Genomic DNA, 15528 nt, shown 5'->3' on the forward strand with positions numbered 1-15528 from the left:
GACCTTATGATTTCCCGTTGCAAGTGAAGGTGCACAGCTCCGAGAACCGGTCCCGGTTTTCCGAGCTGTGCGCGAAACTTTGCCGGCGAGGCGCCTGTGGGCGCGGTCGTGTCGAGGCAGGCCGCTCTCAAAGGCGGTGCATTCCGTTTTGCGCGCAGGAATATTGTCCTAGCTAAAGAGCCCCTTTTGTTAACCGAAATTATCATCGTCATTGCACTCACCGTTCTGAACGGTGTCCTGGCAATGTCGGAACTCGCCGTCGTTTCATCCCGCCCCGTTCGTTTGAAGGTCATGGCCGAACAGGGCAACAGAGGGGCGGCAACGGCCATGCGCCTCGCAGAAGATCCCGGCCGCTTCCTTTCGACCGTCCAGATCGGCATCACCCTGGTCGGCGTCCTCTCCGGCGCCTTTTCCGGCGCCACGCTCGGCACGCGCTTCACCCTGTGGCTGGAAGAGCAGGGCATGTCCGACAACCTTGCCGACTGGCTCGGCGTCGGCATCGTGGTCGTCGCCATCACCTATCTGTCGCTGATCGTCGGCGAGCTCGTTCCCAAGCGGATCGCGCTGCGCGCACCCGAAACGGTTGCCGCCCGCTTGGCGCCCGCCATGATGCTGCTTTCGAAGGTCGGTGCACCGATCGTCTGGTTCCTGGATATTTCCGGCCGTTTCGTCCTCAGCGTGCTTGGCCAGAAGGGAGAGTCGGGCGAGCGGGTGACCGACGAGGAAATCCGCACCGTTCTTGCCGAGGCTCAGAGCGCAGGCGTGATCGAGACGGAGGAATCCGCCATGATCTCCGGCGTCATGCGGCTCGCCGACCGCACGGCGCGGGGCCTCATGACGCCGCGCCGCGACGTCGAGGTCGTCGATACCGAGGACGGTCTGGAAGAGCTGCGCGTGCAGCTTCGGGCGACGCAACGCTCGCGCCTGCCGGTGCGCAAGGGCAGTTCCGACGAGATCCTCGGCGTGCTCTTCGTCAAGGACGCCTATGATTTCATCGCGGGCGGCCGGCAGTTCGACGTAAAGGCTTTGATGCGCGAGGCGCCGGTCGTCTCCGACCTCACCGGCGCGCTCGACGTCATCCAGGCACTGCGCCGGGCGCCGGCCCATATGGTGCTCGTCTATGACGAATACGGCCATTTCGAAGGCATCATCACCTCCGGCGACATTCTGGAGGCGATCACCGGCGTCTTCCAGGAGGACGAGGAGGAAGAACCGGCGATCGTGCCGCGCGACGACGGCTCGTTCCTCGTCGCCGGCTGGATGCCGGTCGACGAATTCGCCGAGCAGATGGGGGTTCCGATCGGAGAGGACCCCGGCTACGAGACCGTTGCCGGCTTCGTTCTCGATGAACTGAAGCATCTGCCGGAACTCGGCGAAAGCTTCTCGACCCATGGCTGGACTTTCGAGGTCATCGATCTCGACGGCCGCCGCATCGACAAGCTGCTCGTGAAGAAGGCGGTGGAAAAGGCGTGACGGACGGCGGCAGGAGCAAGGCGGAACTGCGCGCGGAGCGGCTTGCCGCCCGCGACGCCATCCCGCCGGTCGAGCGGGTCGAGAAGAGCCTCACGATCGCCTCGCACGGGGAGGCCGCGATCCATTTCGATGCCGGCGCGATCGTCTCCGGTTTCCTGCCGATCCGTTCGGAGGTCGATCCGCGTCCGCTGATGGCTCATCTGAGGGACCGCAGCGCGCGCCTCTGCGTCCCCGTCATCCTCGACAAGCGGACGATCGTCTTCCGCGAGCTCATCCGCGGTGCCGAGCTGGTGCCCGGCACGTTCGGCACTTTCGGGCCCGGCCCGGAAGCGGCCGAACTCGACCCGGACGTCATGCTGATGCCGCTTTCGGCCTTCGACGCGGCCGGCCACCGGATCGGCTATGGGGGCGGTTATTACGACCGGGCGATTCACCGTCTGCATCAAAAAGGCCGCAGGCCGAAGCTGATCGGCATTGCCTTCGACTGCCAGGAAGTGGCATCTGTTCCCTTTGAACCTCACGACATCAGACTTGACGCGATCCTGACGGAGAGCGGCTACCGGCCCTTCGAACATCCGGGCCAGGCATAGATTGGATCAGAATGCGCCTATTGTTTCTGGGTGACATGGTGGGCAAGACCGGCCGTACGGCGGTCTGGGAAAAGCTGCCCGGCCTCGTCGCCGACCTGAAGCTCGATTTCGTCATCGTCAACGGCGAGAATGCCGCCGGCGGCTTCGGCATCACGGAGGAGATCTTCCTCGAGACGATCAACGCCGGCGCGGACGTGGTGACGACCGGCAACCATGTCTGGGACCAGAAGGAGGCGGTGACCTTCGCCGGCCGCCACGACCAGTTCCTGAGGCCCGCCAACTATCCCGCCGGCACGCCGGGCCGGGGTTCCGGCCTCTACTTCGCCCGCAACGGCGCCCGTGTCCTGGTTGCCAACATCATGGGCCGCGTCTTCATGCACCCGGAGCTCGACGACCCGTTCAAGAGCGCCGAGGCGATCCTCGACGCCTGTCCGCTGAAGGAGCAGGCGGATGCGATCGTCTTCGACTTCCATGCGGAGGCGACCAGCGAGAAGCAGTGTTTCGGGCATTTCGTGGACGGACGCGCCAGCCTCGTCGTGGGAACGCACACGCACGTGCCGACGGCCGACTGCCAGATCCTGAATGGCGGCACGGGCTACATGTCGGATGCCGGCATGTGCGGCGACTACGACAGCTCGCTCGGCATGGACAAGGAGGAGCCGCTCAACCGCTTCATCTCGAAAATGCCGAAGGGCCGTTTCGAGGCGGCGACGGGCCCGGCCACCCTCTGCGGCCTCGGCGTCGAGATTTCCGACGCCACCGGGCTTGCGGAAAAGATCGCGCCGCTCAGGATCGGCCCCAGGCTGGCGGAGACAATTCCGGCGTTCTGGAGTTAAGCCGGCTTCGGGGCAGCGCCCGTCCGGCATTCCCAAACGTACGTCCAAGGAGGGGCCCGTGCTGATCAGATACGAAAACGCCGCCGATATTGACGCCATCCGCGATCTGACGCGGGCAGCTTTCGAGCCGATGCCGTTCAGCAGCAACACGGAAGCGCGCATCATAGACGATCTGCGCGCCTCGGGAGACCTGACGATATCGCTCGTTGCCGAAGAGAATGGCGAAGTCATCGGCCATGTCGCCTTCTCCCCGGTTGCGGTGGACGGCGTCCATGGCGGATGGTTCGGGCTCGGGCCGATCTCGGTGAAGCCCGGCCGGCAACGGCAGGGCATCGGCAAGGCGCTGATCCTGAAAGGCCTGGAGCTCCTGAGGGAAAGAGGCGCGGCAGGCTGCGCCCTTGTCGGCAGTCCGGAAATATACGGCCGCGTCGGCTTCGAAAGCGACGGCAGCTTGCGCTATGCGGATATCGACCCGAAGTTCGTCCAGAGGATCGTGCTTCGGGGCGAGGCACCGTCCGGCGTCCTGAAATTCGCGCCTGCCTTCGAGCAATAGGCCGCATCGCGCGGCCCATGAGGCTCTCTTAAAGCGCTTCCTCAAGCAGCGTCAGCAGGCGCTTGAAATGCCGTTCCGAACCGGTTCTGTCGTAAACGCCGTGGTCCGGCACCGTCCAGCCATGCGCCATGCCGACATAGTTTTCGATTGCGTGATCGACGCCGCCGATGCGCAGGGCTTCGGCGAGCCGGGCGGATTGTTCCGGCGGAAACGAGTTGTCGACGCCGGCGACGCCGACATAAACGCGCGCCTTGATCCTGTCGGCCAGCCTGTGCGGGCTGTCTTCCGCCTCGCTCGCCAGATTGCCGCCGTGGAAGCTCGCGGCCGCCTTGATGCGGTCGGGGTAGCGCGCCGCGGCGGTCAGCGCGCGGCCTCCGCCCATGCAATAGCCGACGGCGCCGATCGCGCCCGTGGCGCCTGCCGCTGTCAGCGCGTCGATGAAGGCTGCGCCGTCGCGGGCGGTCAGTTCCTGGGTGGTCGCCTGCATCATGCCGCGAAGCTTCGTCTTGGTGGTCTCGTCGCTGAAGGCGGTCTTCGCATCGAAAGGTTCATAGGCGCCGGAGCGGTAATAGAGATCGGGAACGAGCACGATGTGGCCGGCATCGGCGATCCTCTGGCCCATCCGGTACAGGGCTTCGCGAGGGCCGAAAGCGTCCATGTAGATGATGACGCCCTTGTCGGTCGCGGCGCCGTTTTCCGGCCTGACGACCGCGGCCTTGGCGGTGCCGTCCGCCGTCCTGATCTCAATATCCTGCTTCATCGAAATATCCCTTTCCGCACGCGCCATATCGCAGTGCCGGCGACCTCAATTCGGGCGGCCGCACAGCTTTTCAATAGTCAATTCCATCGCCTCCACCAATGACAGAATTGTGAGGCCGGCCGCGATAATTCCGGCTGGACCGGTCTTTCGCATTGCCGCATCTTCTCGCCCGGGAATGAGCATGCACGCGGTTCTTTGGGGAGTGGCATGATGCTACGGGCTCTCGCATTCGGTCTCTCCGGGCTTCTTCTTTCCGCCTTTGCGGCGCTGGCGCAGGATGCGGGGCTCCCCGTCAGCCAGTGCCAGGCGATCGCGAGCCGGCTGCCCGGCGTCACGTTCGCGAGCTTCAAACCGTCCGGCCTGCAGCTCGTCCAGGCAGACAGGCAGCTTTCGCTGGCCGAAAGGGAAGAGGTGAGGATCACCTTCGTCGGCCATTCCACCTATTTCATCGAGACGCCGGAAGGAGTGGGGATCGCCACGGATTACAGCGGCGCCTATCAGCCGCAAAGGCTGCCGGACGTGGTCACGATGAACAAGGCCCATTCCACCCATTATACGCTGAGCCCCGACCCCGCCATCAAGCATGTCCTGCACGGCTGGAGCGACGTGCCGGGCGAAAAGGCGGAGCATCGTCTGACGGTGGGGGATGTCTATATCCGCAACGTCGTCTCCGACATCCGCTCCTGGGGCGGCGGGGTCGAGGAAAACGGCAACTCGATCTTCATCTTCGAGGTCGCAGGCCTCTGCATCGGCCATCTCGGCCATCTGCATTTCGAGCTCACCGAGGAGCAGTATACGGAGATCGGCCGGCTCGACATTCTGATGGTGCCGGTGGACGGCGGGCTGACGATGGGGGCGGACAGCATGAGCCGCGTCGTGCAGCGTCTGCGTTCCTCACTGATCCTGCCGATGCACCGCTGGGGACCGCCACTCGACAGTTTTCTCGCCATGTTCGACGGCCGGTTCGACATAACCTATGCGAAGGAGCCGGTCATCCGGGTCTCGATGCGCAGCCTGCCGAAGAAACCGACCATCATGGTGCCGCAGGGACTTTGAGCGTCCGCACCGGCCGCTTGGATCAGTGGAACTGCGGGAAGGCGAGGTGCTGCTTGACGCCGACCTCCGGCATCTTCTCGTCCTTCAGGTTCGCCTTGGCGATCTCCCAGCCGAATTTCAGCGCGCTGTCCGTGGAGGCCCAGATCTCCGCATCGTCGACCCGGAAGGCGAGCATGGTGAGCTGCGGGTCCTCCTTGCCGTTCTCATACCAGGCGGCCGTGACGGCGCTCCAGTATTCGTCGATCCTGGCCGGATCCTTGCGTATTTCCAGCGTGCCGGAAAGGCAAGCGTGATAATCGTGGTTCTTGCCGACGACGCAGAAATGCGCCCGCGTCCCGGCGCGAATGGCGCGCACGAGATCAGTATCCGTCTTGGTGAAGAACCAGATCGTGCTGCTCTTCGGGTCGGCATTCGGCGCCATAGGCTGGAAATGCATGTGCGAACCTTCGATGCCGAGCATGCCGGCGTGGATGCTGTTGATCTCGTCCCAGAGCTGGCGTTCCGGTGCTTCGCGGGCTTCGGTGAGGCTTGCCATGAGCGGTCTCCTTGGTTCTTCGTTCCATAGAGAAACCGCAAGCCCTTGGCTTTGTTCCGGGATCGGCGGGTGGAAAGCCTGATCCCCGGCAAAATCCCTTGAACGGAAAAGCCTTGAACGCGCTGGGCTTCGAAATTATAAGGCGCCATTCCCAAACAAGATAAAGCGTCAGGGGTGCCATGGCTGGCCATTCACAGTTCAAAAACATCATGCACCGCAAGGGTCGCCAGGATGCGATCCGGTCGAAGCTGTTCTCCAAGCTCGCGCGCGAAATCACCGTCGCTGCCAAGCAGGGCCTGCCCGACCCGACCATGAATGCGGCGCTGCGTCTGGCGATCCAGAACGCCAAGGCGCAGTCCATGCCGAAGGACAATATCGACCGCGCCATCAAGAAGGCGTCCGGCGCGGATGCCGAAAGCTACGATTCCGTCCGTTACGAAGGTTACGGCCCGGGCGGCACGGCGATCATCGTCGAGGCGCTGACCGACAACCGCAACCGTACCGCCTCCAACGTCCGCTCGATCTTCACCAAGGCGGGCGGCGCGCTCGGCGAAACCGGCTCCGTGTCCTTCTCCTTCGACCATGTGGGCGAGATCACCTACAAGCCAGGCGTCGGCGACGCGGACAGGGTGATGGAAGCGGCGATCGAAGCGGGCGCCGACGACGTGACCTCCGACGAGGACGGGCACACGATCATCTGCGCCTTCGAAAGCCTCGGCGAAGTGTCGAAGGCGCTCGAAGCCTCCCTCGGCGACGCCGAGACGGTCAAGGCGATCTGGAAGCCGCAGAACACGATCGAGGTCGACGAGGAAAAGGCGCAGTCGCTCATCAAGCTCATCGACAATCTGGAGGACGACGACGACGTGCAGAACGTCTATTCGAACTTCGAAGTCTCCGACGAGGTCATGGCCAAGCTCTCGGCCTGAGATTGTTTTGCCCCTCACCCTAAACCTCTCCCCGCAGGCGGGGAGAGGGGACGTGCCCTAAGCAGCGTTTTGGGTGAGGAAACGGCGCGGCATACTTCCTTCTCCCCGGGAAGCGGGGAGACGGTGCCGGCAGGCGGATGAGGGGCAATGGCCCCACTCCGTAAATTTACGCCTTCACCTTCTCCATCATCGGCAAGGTCGCGAACAGCTCGACCGAGCGCAGGCGCGCGTCGATGTCGTGGACCGGCATGGAGACGATCAGCTCGTCGGCCTGGGTTTCCTCCAGAAAATCCTTGAGCTTCGCCGTGATCGTCGCGACCGAGCCGACGGCCGCGTAACGCAGCGTATGCTCGACGCTCATCTTCTCCATCGGCGTCCAGAAGCCTTCCATGCTGTCGACCGGCTTGGGGAAGGGCGTGCGGACATTCTTGCGCAGGTTGACGAACTGTTGCTGCGAGGAGGTGAAAAGCCGCTCGGCCTCCGCGTCGGTCTCCGCCGCGACGCCCATCACGCCGACCATGACATAGGGCTTTTCGAGTTCCAGCGAGGGCTGGAAGCGCTCGCGGTAGATGGCGATCGCCTCCATCAGCATGTCGGGCGCGAAATGGGAGGCGAAGGCATAGGGCAGGCCGAGCGCTGCCGCGAGATGGGCGCTGTAGAGGCTGGAGCCGAGCAGCCAGATCGGCACATGCGCGCCCATGCCCGGAACGGCGAGCAGCCCCTGATCCTTTTCCGGCGCGTCCAGGAGGCGCTGCAGTTCGAGGATGTCGTGCGGAAAGTTCTCCGCACCGGCTTCGAGATTGCGGCGAAGCGCGCTTGCCGTGCGCATGTCGGTTCCCGGTGCGCGGCCGAGTCCCAGATCGACGCGGCCGGGCAGCAGCGCCTCCAGCGTGCCGAACTGTTCGGCGATGACGAGCGGGGAATGGTTGGGCAGCATGATGCCGCCCGAACCGACGCGGATCGTCCTGGTGGCTGCGCCGACATGGGAAATCACCAGCGACGTGGCGGCGCTCGCAATGCCGGGCATGCCATGATGCTCGGCGAGCCAGACGCGCTTGTAACCCTGCTCCTCGGCCTTGATCGCCATGCGGCGGGACTGGTCGAGCGCGTCGCGCACGGAATAACCTTCACCGATGGGCGAAAGATCGAGAATGGAAAAGGGGATCATCGGCATGTCTCGGCTTGTCTTGGGCGGGATAGGTGACGAAGTATCCCGCCTATTTAGGCAGCCGTGTCCAGGAATACGACCCCTCGCCGACTGCGGAAGGGCCGTTTTGCGGATTACGATTTGACGAGCCGCAGATGAGGGCCCCGGGCTCCGGGATCACGCGGTGCCGGATCGTGCGGCGGCTCGGTGACGACGCCAACGCGTACGAAGCGGTTGGCTCTCCGGTCGATGTCCGCGATCTGCCGGTCCATGCGGTCCAGCGCAAGCGTTGCCATGTCGGCTTTCAGCTTGGCGGCATGCCGCGATCTGGAGATATCCTTCAGGTCTTTGGATATGGAGGACGCGATTTCGGCCTGGTCTCCGGCCATCTCGGAAAGAATGCCGAGCTGGTCGTTCAGCGCGTCGAGATAGAGACAGAGTGCGTCCAGTTCGCGGCCGATCTGCTCTGTTCCGAGGGAGAGTGTTTCCAGATCGGTTTTCGATGCCGGTCCGTCCGGCTTCCGCCCGATGGCCTCTATGGTCTTTAGCGCGGCCGCAACCACCTCCTTTGGGCGCCGTATGTCGAGCCTGGCATTGTAGGCGATGGTCGCGGCATGCTGGGCGCGTGTTTTCTGCTCGCGAAGACGTTGGTTCAGGGCGCCGATGCTTGCGGCTGCCTTGGAAAGGCGGTCGCTATCCTCGGCATCCTTGCCGGCGTTCTCGTTCATTGCGCTCCGCAGCGTATCGGATTCGTTGCGCAGAACGAGGACATCGCCGACGAGGGCGTCCAAGGTTCCGTTCAATGCACTGACACCCCGGTTGAAATCCCGCCGCATGCCCTCGAATTGGGCGGGGAAAGGGGTATCGACCGTTGCATTCAAATCTCCGGCGGCAAACCGTCTCAACCCGGCATCCAAAGCGTCGACGACGGTACGCAAATGCCGCATTTCCAGTTCATTCCGATCTCGATCCCGTATCATTCGGGCGGCTCCTTCACGCTTCGGCTTCCCCCTTTCTGGCGAGCCAACGCGGTGAAAGAAAGGTCGGTGCCCGTTTGGCGCGGTTCTACCCAAAAGCTTTCAGACATGGTTAACGACGACGGGAGCCGGTCCCTTCGAGCGATGCTCCTTGAAAACGAGCCGGCATGGCGCCCCGCATGGCAAAGCGCTAAGGTCGCGCGCATGACAGAGACGATTCGCATCATCGGCATCGATCCGGGGCTTCGCCGCACCGGCTGGGGCATCATCGAGACGCTCGGCAACAGCTTGCGCTTCGTCGCATCGGGCACGGTGACGTCGGACGGCGAGATGGACCTCGCCTCGCGCCTCTGCCAGCTTCATGACGGGCTTGCGGATGTCGTCCACACCTATAAGCCGGACGAGGCTGCCGTCGAACAGACCTTCGTCAACAAGGATGCGGTGGCAACCCTGAAACTCGGTCAGGCGAGGGGCGTCGTCATGCTGGTGCCGGCGCGGGCGGGACTGCCGGTTTCCGAATATGCGCCGAATGCCGTCAAGAAATCGGTGATCGGCGTCGGCCACGGCGAGAAGCAGCAGATCCACATGATGCTGAAGATCCTGATGCCGAAGGCGGATTTCAAGGGAAACGACGCGGCGGACGCTTTGGCGATCGCCATCTGTCACGCCCATAATCGCGGCGGCCACCGCATGCGCGCAGCGCTCGCGAGCTAGTTTGTTCTTGACTTGTTCTTGTTTGGCCAATAAGTAATACCTCAGAGGTATTACCATGCGAGTCACCGAAAAAGGTCAGGTTACGATCCCGAAGGAAATCCGCGATCGATTGAATATCGGTCCCGGGTCGGAGGTGGATTTTGTCGTCTCCGACGAAGGAGTGATGCTTGTCAAAACGGGAGGCAAAGCCGAGTTCAAAAATTTCGACGAGTGGGCGGCCAGCATTGAAGGCACTTGGGATCGCGGCGGGATGACTACCGACGAGTATATCGAATGGCTCCGGGGACCGCGCGATGATCTCGACCGTCGTTGATAGCAATGTGCTGATCGACATGCTTGGACCGGCGACGTCCGAAAGGGCGTGGTCGCTCAATGCGTTGAAGCGATGCGCTGAGGAAGGTGAACTCGTCCTCAATCCCATCATCTGGTCGGAGTTGTCCGCATCGCCGTTAAGTGAACTGGAAATTCACATGGCATTTGGATGGCTCGATTTGAAGCGCGAGACTTTGTCCTATGATGCTGCTTTGCAGGCGGGCAAAGCCCATTTCGCCTATCGAAGAGCCGGCGGGCAGCGCGACCGCACGCTGCCGGATTTCCTGATCGGCGCGCATGCGCTTGTCCGGTCTCACCGGCTCCTCACGCGCGATGCCTCCCGCTACCGCGCCTATTTTCCTTCGCTCGACATCATCTCCCCCGAAACCCATCCCTTATAAACCTATCGTTGGCGGACTCTTTTCATGATCGGCAAGCTCAAAGGCACTATCGACGAGATCGGCGACGATTACGTGCTCGTCGACGTGCATGGCGTCTGCTACGAGGTCTTCTGCTCCTCCCGCGTTCTTTCGAGGATCGGTTCCATCGGCGAGGCGGTGGTGCTGTTCATCGAAACCTACGTCCGGGAAGACCAGTTCAAGCTCTTCGGGTTCCTCACCGCGCTGGAGCGGGAATGGTTCAACCTGTTGCAGAGCGTGCAGGGCGTCGGCGCCAAGGTGGCGCTTGCCGTGCTCTCGACGCTGACGCCTTCCGAACTCGCCAACGCGATCGCGCTGCAGGACCGCACCGCCGTGTCACGCGCGCCGGGCGTCGGGCCGAAGGTGGCGATGCGCATCGTCACCGAACTCAAGAACAAGGCGCCGGCTTTTGCCGGCGAGGCTGCCGCCAATATCGGCCTCAAGCAGGAGATCGGCGAGGGCGTGGCCTCCGCACCCGTGTCGGATGCCGTCTCGGCGCTGACCAATCTCGGCTATTCGCGCGACCAGGCGGCCAATGCGGTCGCGGCGGCGCTCAAGGCCGGCGGCGAAGGCGCCGACAGCGCCAAGCTCATCCGGCTGGGGCTGAAGGAACTGGCCCGGTAAGTGTGCGATTTGCCGGTTAGAAGGAAATTTGGTAGAATTTCCGTCGAAATCGATTTTATAGGAAGGAAAGCGGATGCGGTGGGAAGTTACACTTTCGCCGAAGGGCCAGGTAACGATACCGAAGGAGATGCGGGAGGCGCTCGGTCTGCAGCCTGGCGATCATCTGATCTATTCCGTGGTCGATGGTGACGTTGTGCTCACGCCCAAGAACGTCAATTTCAATGATCTCGCAGGATTGCTCGGCAAGCCTCCCAGGGGAAGAGCCTCGCTGGAAGAAATTGACGCGACTGTTCTTAAAGCCGGTGGTGCCAATGCGAGCGATACGCACGACGATAGCCAGGCGGATGCGGCAGAATGAAGGTTTTCGGCCTCGATACCAATGTGGTCCTCCGGCTTTTTGTCGATGATGACCCCGTGCAACGGGCTGCGGCCCTCCGTTTTGGGGAAGAACTTGGGCGCGACTATTCCGCATTCGTCACGCTCGTTGGGTTGCTGGAGCTTGATTGGGCGCTTCGATCACAATACGGGTTCAGCAGAAAACACGTGACACTTGCCATCGGCAAGCTGCTTCATACGCGGGGACTTATTGTCGAGAATCACACGCTCGTCGTGAAGGCGTTGAGGCTCGTCGAACAGAATAACGCAGACCTTGCGGATGCGATGATTGCCTGCCGCTCTCAGGAAGAGGGTTGCCAATCCGCGAAGACCTTCGATGTGAAGGCAACCCGCAAGGTGCCCGGAATGGAACTTCTCGCATGAGTGAGACCGCCCGCATGATATCGCCGGAAAAGCTGGGCGAAGACCTGGATATGACGCTGCGCCCGCAGTCGCTGGACGAGTTCACCGGCCAGGCGGAGGCGCGCGCCAATCTCAAGGTCTTCATCGAAGCGGCGAAGAACCGCGGCGAAGCGCTCGACCATGTGCTGTTCGTCGGCCCGCCGGGGCTGGGCAAAACGACGCTGGCGCAGATCATGGCGAAGGAGCTCGGCGTCAATTTCCGCTCCACCTCCGGCCCGGTCATCGCCAAGGCGGGCGATCTTGCGGCGCTGCTCACCAATCTCGAAGAGCGCGACGTGCTCTTCATCGACGAGATCCATCGGCTCAATCCGGCGGTCGAGGAAATCCTCTATCCTGCGATGGAGGATTTCCAGCTCGACCTCATCATCGGCGAGGGGCCTGCGGCGCGCTCGGTGAAGATCGACCTGTCGAAGTTCACACTGGTCGCCGCCACCACGCGCGCCGGGTTGCTCACGACACCTTTGCGGGATCGTTTCGGCATTCCGATCCGGCTTTCCTTCTATACGGTCGAGGAACTGGAACTGATCGTCCGGCGCGGCGCGAGGCTGATGGGCCTGCCGATGACCGACGGGGGCGCCCGCGAGATCGCCCGTCGCGCCCGCGGCACGCCGCGCATCGCCGGCCGGCTCTTGCGGCGCGTGCGCGATTTCGCGGAAGTGGCGAAGGCCGAGGCGGTGACGAAGGAGATCGCCGACGAGGCGCTCACACGCCTTCTCGTCGACAATATGGGCCTCGACCAGCTCGACAAGCGCTATCTCAACATGATCGCGGTGAATTTCGGCGGCGGGCCGGTCGGCATCGAGACGATCGCGGCGGGCCTTTCCGAACCCCGCGACGCGATCGAGGACATCATCGAGCCCTACATGATCCAGCAGGGTTTCATCCAGCGCACGCCGCGCGGCCGCGTCCTGACCGCAAACGCGTGGAAGCACCTCGGAATGCAGCCGCCGAAGGATCTCGAAGCGGCGCAGTTCCGGATGACTTTCGACGATGACTAGGGCCGACGACCGGCGCATCCGCATCAAGACGAAGGGCAGGGACGCGTTCCAGATGCGCGTCGCCGGGCTCGGTTTCCGCGACGGTCATGTGCTGGTCCACCGCGCCGTGCACGAACCGTTCTGGACCTTTCCCGGCGGCCGCGCGGAGATCGGCGAGACCTCGGAGCAGACGCTGAGGCGCGAGATGGTCGAGGAGCTCGGCGTCGAGGTGAAGGTCGGGCGGCTCATCTGGTCGGTCGAGAATTTCTTCCATTACGAGGACCGGAACTGGCATGAATTCGGCCTCTATTATCTCATGGAACTGCCGGAACGGTTTCCTTTCCATCCGACCGATATCGTCCACCGGGTGATGGACGGGCACGAGCTCGAATTCAAATGGGCGCCGGCGACCAGGGCGGCACTCGGAGCGCTCGACATTCCGCCCTATTTCATCGCCGAGGAGATCGAAAACCTGCCGGAGACGCCGCGCCATCTCGTCTGGCGCGACGGCGACCTCGACCTTAAATCCTGACCATCCGGAACCTCGCGGGGCTTCATTCGGTTTTCCTGCCGAAGGAGGCCCGCATGCGATATCTTGACAAGACCACGGAGCATCCGGAGCGAGTTCCGCCCGCCGAGGTGGCGGCTGAGGCCGAAAAGGGTCTCAAATTGCGGGCGCAGTTCCGCCGCGGCGGGACGACGGTCGGTATTGCCCGCGCCCGCGACCTCAAGAACCGCAAGCCGCTTTCCGACAAGACGGTCAGGAAGATGGTGAGCTATTTCCATCGCCACAAGGCGGACAAGCGGGCCGAAAACTTCGGCGACGACGAGAACCCGTCGACGGGTTATATCGCGTGGCTGCTCTGGGGCGGCGATCCCGGCCGGAAATGGGCCGAGGAGCACAAGAAAGCGATCGAAAAGACCAAGCAGGACGCGAGGATGCGGCGCTTCAAGCGGCCGGAGGGAGAAAATCCGCCAAATCCCTGACAGTGCGCCGCAGAAGGGCGATGCCGCCCCGTTCCCAGCCGAGCGCTTCCAGCTTCTCCGTGGCCATGGCGCCGACCGCGCCGCGGTCGGCCGGCGGCGGCAGTTCGTGCGGGCAGGCAGGCAGAAAGCCCAGGATTTCCCGCGTATCGCTCAGGATGTCGGAGACGTTGAAGACCTGGCCGTCGATCTTCCCCGTCTCGGTCTCCAGCATCAGGCGAACGGCGCTGGCGACGTCTCTGCCATGCACTTCCGTACCGGCTCGCGACGGCACGGGTCTGCCGGCAAGACAATCGCCGAAGAGCGCGTCCCACTTGTTGGGCCGGAGATGGCCGTAGACGCCCGTCAGCCTGAGGCTCGCGGTGCCGAAGCCCGGACCGGAGAGGGCGGCCAGCGCCCGCTCGGCGTCGAGCTTGACTTCTCCGTAGAGGCTCTCCGGCCTGAGGACGAGGTCTTCCGTCAGCCGGGTGCCGCTAGGCAACCCGTCATAGACCGCGCGGCTGGAAAGGAAGACCACGCGCCGCGTGCCTGCCTTTTTCGCGGTCTCGAAAAGTTTCACCGTGCCGTCGAGGTTCAGCCGGCGGAAGCGGGCGGGATCGTCGCCCTCTCCTCCACGATATCTTCCGGGCAGGTGGTCGAACGCGGCGTGCACGAAGAAATAGGCGTCGTCGAAGGCTTCGATCTGGTCGAGGTCGGGATCGAGCGAGAGCGGCACGAACCGGACCGGCTTCGGAAAGAGGTTCGGGGCAGGCGGCGTCCGCCCGCCGACGATCACCTGGTATCCGGCTCCCAGCAGGCCCTCGACGATATAGCGCCCCACCAATCCCGTCCCGCCGGAGACCAGCACTTTCATGCGGGCTCCCCTGGGTTCGGCAGCGAGGCGAGGTCGGGAATATCCCGGCCTTCGTGGAAGGCGCGCCAGAGGTCGATCAGCGGCCGCAGCCGGTCCGCCTTCGGGTGATCCTTCTCCCAGGGTTTTTCATACTGATAGTGCAGCACGGCGATGCTTCTCCAGTCCCAGAGCGCCGGCATGTTGAACCACACATATTGCAGCATGTTCATGAAGACCGGCAGGCCGTGCCAGTCCGGGAAGAAGTGTTCGAGAAATGTCTGGTCGGTGCGCCGCCAGAAAGCGTCCGGCCGGTCGAGCGCCGCCAGCATTTGTTCGAAGGTTTGCGCGGATGGCTTGGCGACGAACACGCCGGAATTCAGCCGGTGGAAATCCGCAAGGCTTTCATAGACGTTCGGAGCGGCGGAAAATTCCGGGTAACCGAACAATTTGTCGATGTTTCTCAGCACCAGCGCATCGGCATCGATGAAGACGGCCTTGTCGTATTCCGTGAGCTGCCAGAGCCGGAGCTTGCAGAAATTGTCGAGCGGCGTGTGGAAGTCCGGCTTGCGGCCCTTGGTGAAGGGCGCCGCGCCATGCAGGTTTTTCCGCGCATGCCGCTCGTTGAAGGCGTCGGACAGCGGCAGGTGATCGACCTCGACCAAGCGGCAATCGAGCGTCGCGAGTGATGCAAGGTCGTCTTTGGAAACCCCACCCGTATGCAGAACCACAATGTCCGCCGCCGTCCCCGTCCGCCGGATCGAGCGCGCGAGCGCGGTGGCGCCCATCGCGTAATCGGCGTTGGTGACGAGCGTGACGAAAGCGTTGCGAGCGGGTGTCATAGGATGGGAGTCCACAAGGCAAAGGTCATTGTTTGGCGTGCCCCCTCATCCGCCTGCCGGCACCTTCTCCCCGAGGGGAGAAGAGACTCGCGGATCCGCCGTCGCTTCACTTGCCCCCGTTTTTGGTTGAGGGAAATGTGTGCGGCATGCTTCTTCTCCCCACCGGGGAGAAGGTG

At 63.3% G+C, this 15528-nt stretch carries 21 protein-coding genes; 15 read left to right on the plus strand and 6 right to left on the minus strand.

The annotated features are described in order from the left end of the window. The first annotated feature begins 201 nt into the window (after positions 1 to 201). Genes ACMGE0_RS03190 through ACMGE0_RS03205 form a run of 4 tightly spaced genes read left to right on the plus strand, consistent with a single transcriptional unit; the run spans position 202 to position 3452 of the window. Positions 202 to 1473 carry a hemolysin family protein gene (locus tag ACMGE0_RS03190; protein WP_436814510.1) on the plus strand — a complete coding sequence of 424 codons (1272 nt, stop codon included), beginning with the start codon at positions 202 to 204 and terminating at the stop codon, positions 1471 to 1473. Continuing rightward, positions 1470 to 2063 (plus strand): 5-formyltetrahydrofolate cyclo-ligase, encoded by a 594-nt coding sequence (locus ACMGE0_RS03195; protein WP_436814398.1) that lies wholly within the window; start codon positions 1470 to 1472, stop codon positions 2061 to 2063. Before ACMGE0_RS03190 ends, ACMGE0_RS03195 begins: the two co-directional genes overlap by 4 nt. 11 nt (positions 2064 to 2074) lie before the next feature. Beyond that, on the plus strand, positions 2075 to 2899 hold the full coding sequence (locus ACMGE0_RS03200) for a TIGR00282 family metallophosphoesterase (RefSeq protein ID WP_436814399.1): 825 nt from the start codon (positions 2075 to 2077) through the stop codon (positions 2897 to 2899). A 58-nt stretch (positions 2900 to 2957) separates the two neighbouring features. Beyond that, entirely contained in the window at positions 2958 to 3452 is a 495-nt protein-coding gene (locus tag ACMGE0_RS03205) for a GNAT family N-acetyltransferase (RefSeq protein ID WP_436814400.1), read from the plus strand. A gap of 28 nt (positions 3453 to 3480) precedes the next feature. On the opposite strand, the gene ACMGE0_RS03210 is transcribed toward ACMGE0_RS03205, so the two are convergent. After that, the gene (locus ACMGE0_RS03210) at positions 3481 to 4212 is read right to left on the minus strand and encodes a dienelactone hydrolase family protein (RefSeq protein WP_436814401.1); all 732 of its coding nucleotides are present in this window, start codon (positions 4210 to 4212) and stop codon (positions 3481 to 3483) included. A 207-nt stretch (positions 4213 to 4419) separates the two neighbouring features. On the opposite strand from ACMGE0_RS03210, the gene ACMGE0_RS03215 reads away from it, so the two are divergent. Next, the gene (locus tag ACMGE0_RS03215; protein WP_436814402.1) at positions 4420 to 5268 is read left to right on the plus strand and encodes an MBL fold metallo-hydrolase; all 849 of its coding nucleotides are present in this window, start codon (positions 4420 to 4422) and stop codon (positions 5266 to 5268) included. 22 nt (positions 5269 to 5290) lie between these two features. Here ACMGE0_RS03215 and ACMGE0_RS03220 read toward each other — a convergent pair whose 3' ends face one another. Then, positions 5291 to 5803, minus strand: coding sequence for a pyridoxamine 5'-phosphate oxidase family protein (locus ACMGE0_RS03220; RefSeq protein WP_436814403.1), 513 nt, complete (start codon positions 5801 to 5803; stop codon positions 5291 to 5293). Positions 5804 to 5982: 179 nt separating this feature from the next. Between ACMGE0_RS03220 and ACMGE0_RS03225 the strand changes: the two genes are divergently transcribed. After that, a complete protein-coding gene (locus tag ACMGE0_RS03225; RefSeq protein ID WP_436814404.1) occupies positions 5983 to 6729 on the plus strand; it encodes a YebC/PmpR family DNA-binding transcriptional regulator in 747 nt (248 codons plus the stop codon). Positions 6730 to 6895: 166 nt separating this feature from the next. On the opposite strand, the gene ACMGE0_RS03230 is transcribed toward ACMGE0_RS03225, so the two are convergent. After that, positions 6896 to 7897 carry an LLM class flavin-dependent oxidoreductase gene (locus tag ACMGE0_RS03230; protein WP_436814405.1) on the minus strand — a complete coding sequence of 334 codons (1002 nt, stop codon included), beginning with the start codon at positions 7895 to 7897 and terminating at the stop codon, positions 6896 to 6898. A 113-nt stretch (positions 7898 to 8010) separates the two neighbouring features. Beyond that, positions 8011 to 8823, minus strand: a complete 813-nt coding sequence (locus ACMGE0_RS03235; protein WP_436814406.1) for a methyl-accepting chemotaxis protein — start codon at positions 8821 to 8823, stop codon at positions 8011 to 8013. A 234-nt stretch (positions 8824 to 9057) separates the two neighbouring features. On the opposite strand from ACMGE0_RS03235, the gene ruvC reads away from it, so the two are divergent. The 9 genes from ruvC (at position 9058) to ACMGE0_RS03280 (ending at position 13684) form a co-directional block, all read left to right on the plus strand. Next, on the plus strand, positions 9058 to 9567 hold the full coding sequence (ruvC, locus tag ACMGE0_RS03240; RefSeq protein WP_436814407.1) for a crossover junction endodeoxyribonuclease RuvC: 510 nt from the start codon (positions 9058 to 9060) through the stop codon (positions 9565 to 9567). Positions 9568 to 9622: 55 nt separating this feature from the next. Continuing rightward, positions 9623 to 9880 (plus strand): AbrB/MazE/SpoVT family DNA-binding domain-containing protein, encoded by a 258-nt coding sequence (locus ACMGE0_RS03245; RefSeq protein WP_436814408.1) that lies wholly within the window; start codon positions 9623 to 9625, stop codon positions 9878 to 9880. Continuing rightward, positions 9861 to 10280: a type II toxin-antitoxin system VapC family toxin gene (locus tag ACMGE0_RS03250; RefSeq protein WP_436814409.1), complete on the plus strand. Its 420-nt coding sequence runs from the start codon at positions 9861 to 9863 to the stop codon at positions 10278 to 10280. The genes ACMGE0_RS03245 and ACMGE0_RS03250 overlap by 20 nt, the downstream gene beginning before the upstream one ends. Positions 10281 to 10304: 24 nt before the next feature. Next, positions 10305 to 10922: a Holliday junction branch migration protein RuvA gene (gene ruvA / locus ACMGE0_RS03255; RefSeq protein WP_436814410.1), complete on the plus strand. Its 618-nt coding sequence runs from the start codon at positions 10305 to 10307 to the stop codon at positions 10920 to 10922. Positions 10923 to 10995: 73 nt separating this feature from the next. After that, positions 10996 to 11280 (plus strand): AbrB/MazE/SpoVT family DNA-binding domain-containing protein, encoded by a 285-nt coding sequence (locus ACMGE0_RS03260; RefSeq protein ID WP_436814411.1) that lies wholly within the window; start codon positions 10996 to 10998, stop codon positions 11278 to 11280. Further along, a complete protein-coding gene (locus tag ACMGE0_RS03265) occupies positions 11277 to 11681 on the plus strand; it encodes a type II toxin-antitoxin system VapC family toxin (protein WP_436814412.1) in 405 nt (134 codons plus the stop codon). The genes ACMGE0_RS03260 and ACMGE0_RS03265 overlap by 4 nt, the downstream gene beginning before the upstream one ends. After that, positions 11678 to 12718 carry a Holliday junction branch migration DNA helicase RuvB gene (gene ruvB / locus ACMGE0_RS03270; RefSeq protein WP_436814413.1) on the plus strand — a complete coding sequence of 347 codons (1041 nt, stop codon included), beginning with the start codon at positions 11678 to 11680 and terminating at the stop codon, positions 12716 to 12718. Before ACMGE0_RS03265 ends, ruvB begins: the two co-directional genes overlap by 4 nt. Then, positions 12711 to 13229 (plus strand): NUDIX hydrolase, encoded by a 519-nt coding sequence (locus ACMGE0_RS03275; RefSeq protein WP_436814414.1) that lies wholly within the window; start codon positions 12711 to 12713, stop codon positions 13227 to 13229. The genes ruvB and ACMGE0_RS03275 overlap by 8 nt, the downstream gene beginning before the upstream one ends. A 53-nt stretch (positions 13230 to 13282) precedes the next feature. Next, positions 13283 to 13684 carry a hypothetical protein gene (locus tag ACMGE0_RS03280; protein ID WP_436814415.1) on the plus strand — a complete coding sequence of 134 codons (402 nt, stop codon included), beginning with the start codon at positions 13283 to 13285 and terminating at the stop codon, positions 13682 to 13684. On the opposite strand, the gene ACMGE0_RS03285 is transcribed toward ACMGE0_RS03280, so the two are convergent. Further along, a complete protein-coding gene (locus ACMGE0_RS03285) occupies positions 13647 to 14534 on the minus strand; it encodes an NAD-dependent epimerase/dehydratase family protein (RefSeq protein ID WP_436814416.1) in 888 nt (295 codons plus the stop codon). The genes ACMGE0_RS03280 and ACMGE0_RS03285 overlap by 38 nt on opposite strands. Then, on the minus strand, positions 14531 to 15352 hold the full coding sequence (locus tag ACMGE0_RS03290; protein WP_436814417.1) for a glycosyltransferase: 822 nt from the start codon (positions 15350 to 15352) through the stop codon (positions 14531 to 14533). Before ACMGE0_RS03290 ends, ACMGE0_RS03285 begins: the two co-directional genes overlap by 4 nt. Between the last annotated feature and the right edge of the window lie 176 nt (positions 15353 to 15528).

Origin of the sequence: Neorhizobium descurainiae (genome assembly GCF_051400715.1) — a bacterium.
Taxonomy (GTDB): domain Bacteria; phylum Pseudomonadota; class Alphaproteobacteria; order Rhizobiales; family Rhizobiaceae; genus Neorhizobium.

Coding starts and splice junctions, on each gene's coding strand:
- ACMGE0_RS03200 (WP_436814399.1), top strand. CDS start 2,075: ATGCGCCTATTGTTTCTGGGTGACATGGTGGGCAAGACCGGCCGTACG.
- ruvC (WP_436814407.1), top strand. CDS start 9,058: ATGACAGAGACGATTCGCATCATCGGCATCGATCCGGGGCTTCGCCGC.
- ACMGE0_RS03285 (WP_436814416.1), bottom strand. CDS start 14,534: ATGAAAGTGCTGGTCTCCGGCGGGACGGGATTGGTGGGGCGCTATATC.
- ACMGE0_RS03245 (WP_436814408.1), top strand. CDS start 9,623: ATGCGAGTCACCGAAAAAGGTCAGGTTACGATCCCGAAGGAAATCCGC.
- ACMGE0_RS03260 (WP_436814411.1), top strand. CDS start 10,996: ATGCGGTGGGAAGTTACACTTTCGCCGAAGGGCCAGGTAACGATACCG.
- ACMGE0_RS03275 (WP_436814414.1), top strand. CDS start 12,711: ATGACTAGGGCCGACGACCGGCGCATCCGCATCAAGACGAAGGGCAGG.
- ACMGE0_RS03235 (WP_436814406.1), bottom strand. CDS start 8,823: ATGCGGCATTTGCGTACCGTCGTCGACGCTTTGGATGCCGGGTTGAGA.
- ACMGE0_RS03210 (WP_436814401.1), bottom strand. CDS start 4,212: ATGAAGCAGGATATTGAGATCAGGACGGCGGACGGCACCGCCAAGGCC.
- ACMGE0_RS03265 (WP_436814412.1), top strand. CDS start 11,277: ATGAAGGTTTTCGGCCTCGATACCAATGTGGTCCTCCGGCTTTTTGTC.
- ACMGE0_RS03250 (WP_436814409.1), top strand. CDS start 9,861: ATGATCTCGACCGTCGTTGATAGCAATGTGCTGATCGACATGCTTGGA.
- ACMGE0_RS03215 (WP_436814402.1), top strand. CDS start 4,420: ATGATGCTACGGGCTCTCGCATTCGGTCTCTCCGGGCTTCTTCTTTCC.
- ACMGE0_RS03280 (WP_436814415.1), top strand. CDS start 13,283: ATGCGATATCTTGACAAGACCACGGAGCATCCGGAGCGAGTTCCGCCC.
- ACMGE0_RS03220 (WP_436814403.1), bottom strand. CDS start 5,803: ATGGCAAGCCTCACCGAAGCCCGCGAAGCACCGGAACGCCAGCTCTGG.
- ruvA (WP_436814410.1), top strand. CDS start 10,305: ATGATCGGCAAGCTCAAAGGCACTATCGACGAGATCGGCGACGATTAC.
- ruvB (WP_436814413.1), top strand. CDS start 11,678: ATGAGTGAGACCGCCCGCATGATATCGCCGGAAAAGCTGGGCGAAGAC.
- ACMGE0_RS03290 (WP_436814417.1), bottom strand. CDS start 15,352: ATGACACCCGCTCGCAACGCTTTCGTCACGCTCGTCACCAACGCCGAT.
- ACMGE0_RS03230 (WP_436814405.1), bottom strand. CDS start 7,897: ATGATCCCCTTTTCCATTCTCGATCTTTCGCCCATCGGTGAAGGTTAT.
- ACMGE0_RS03225 (WP_436814404.1), top strand. CDS start 5,983: ATGGCTGGCCATTCACAGTTCAAAAACATCATGCACCGCAAGGGTCGC.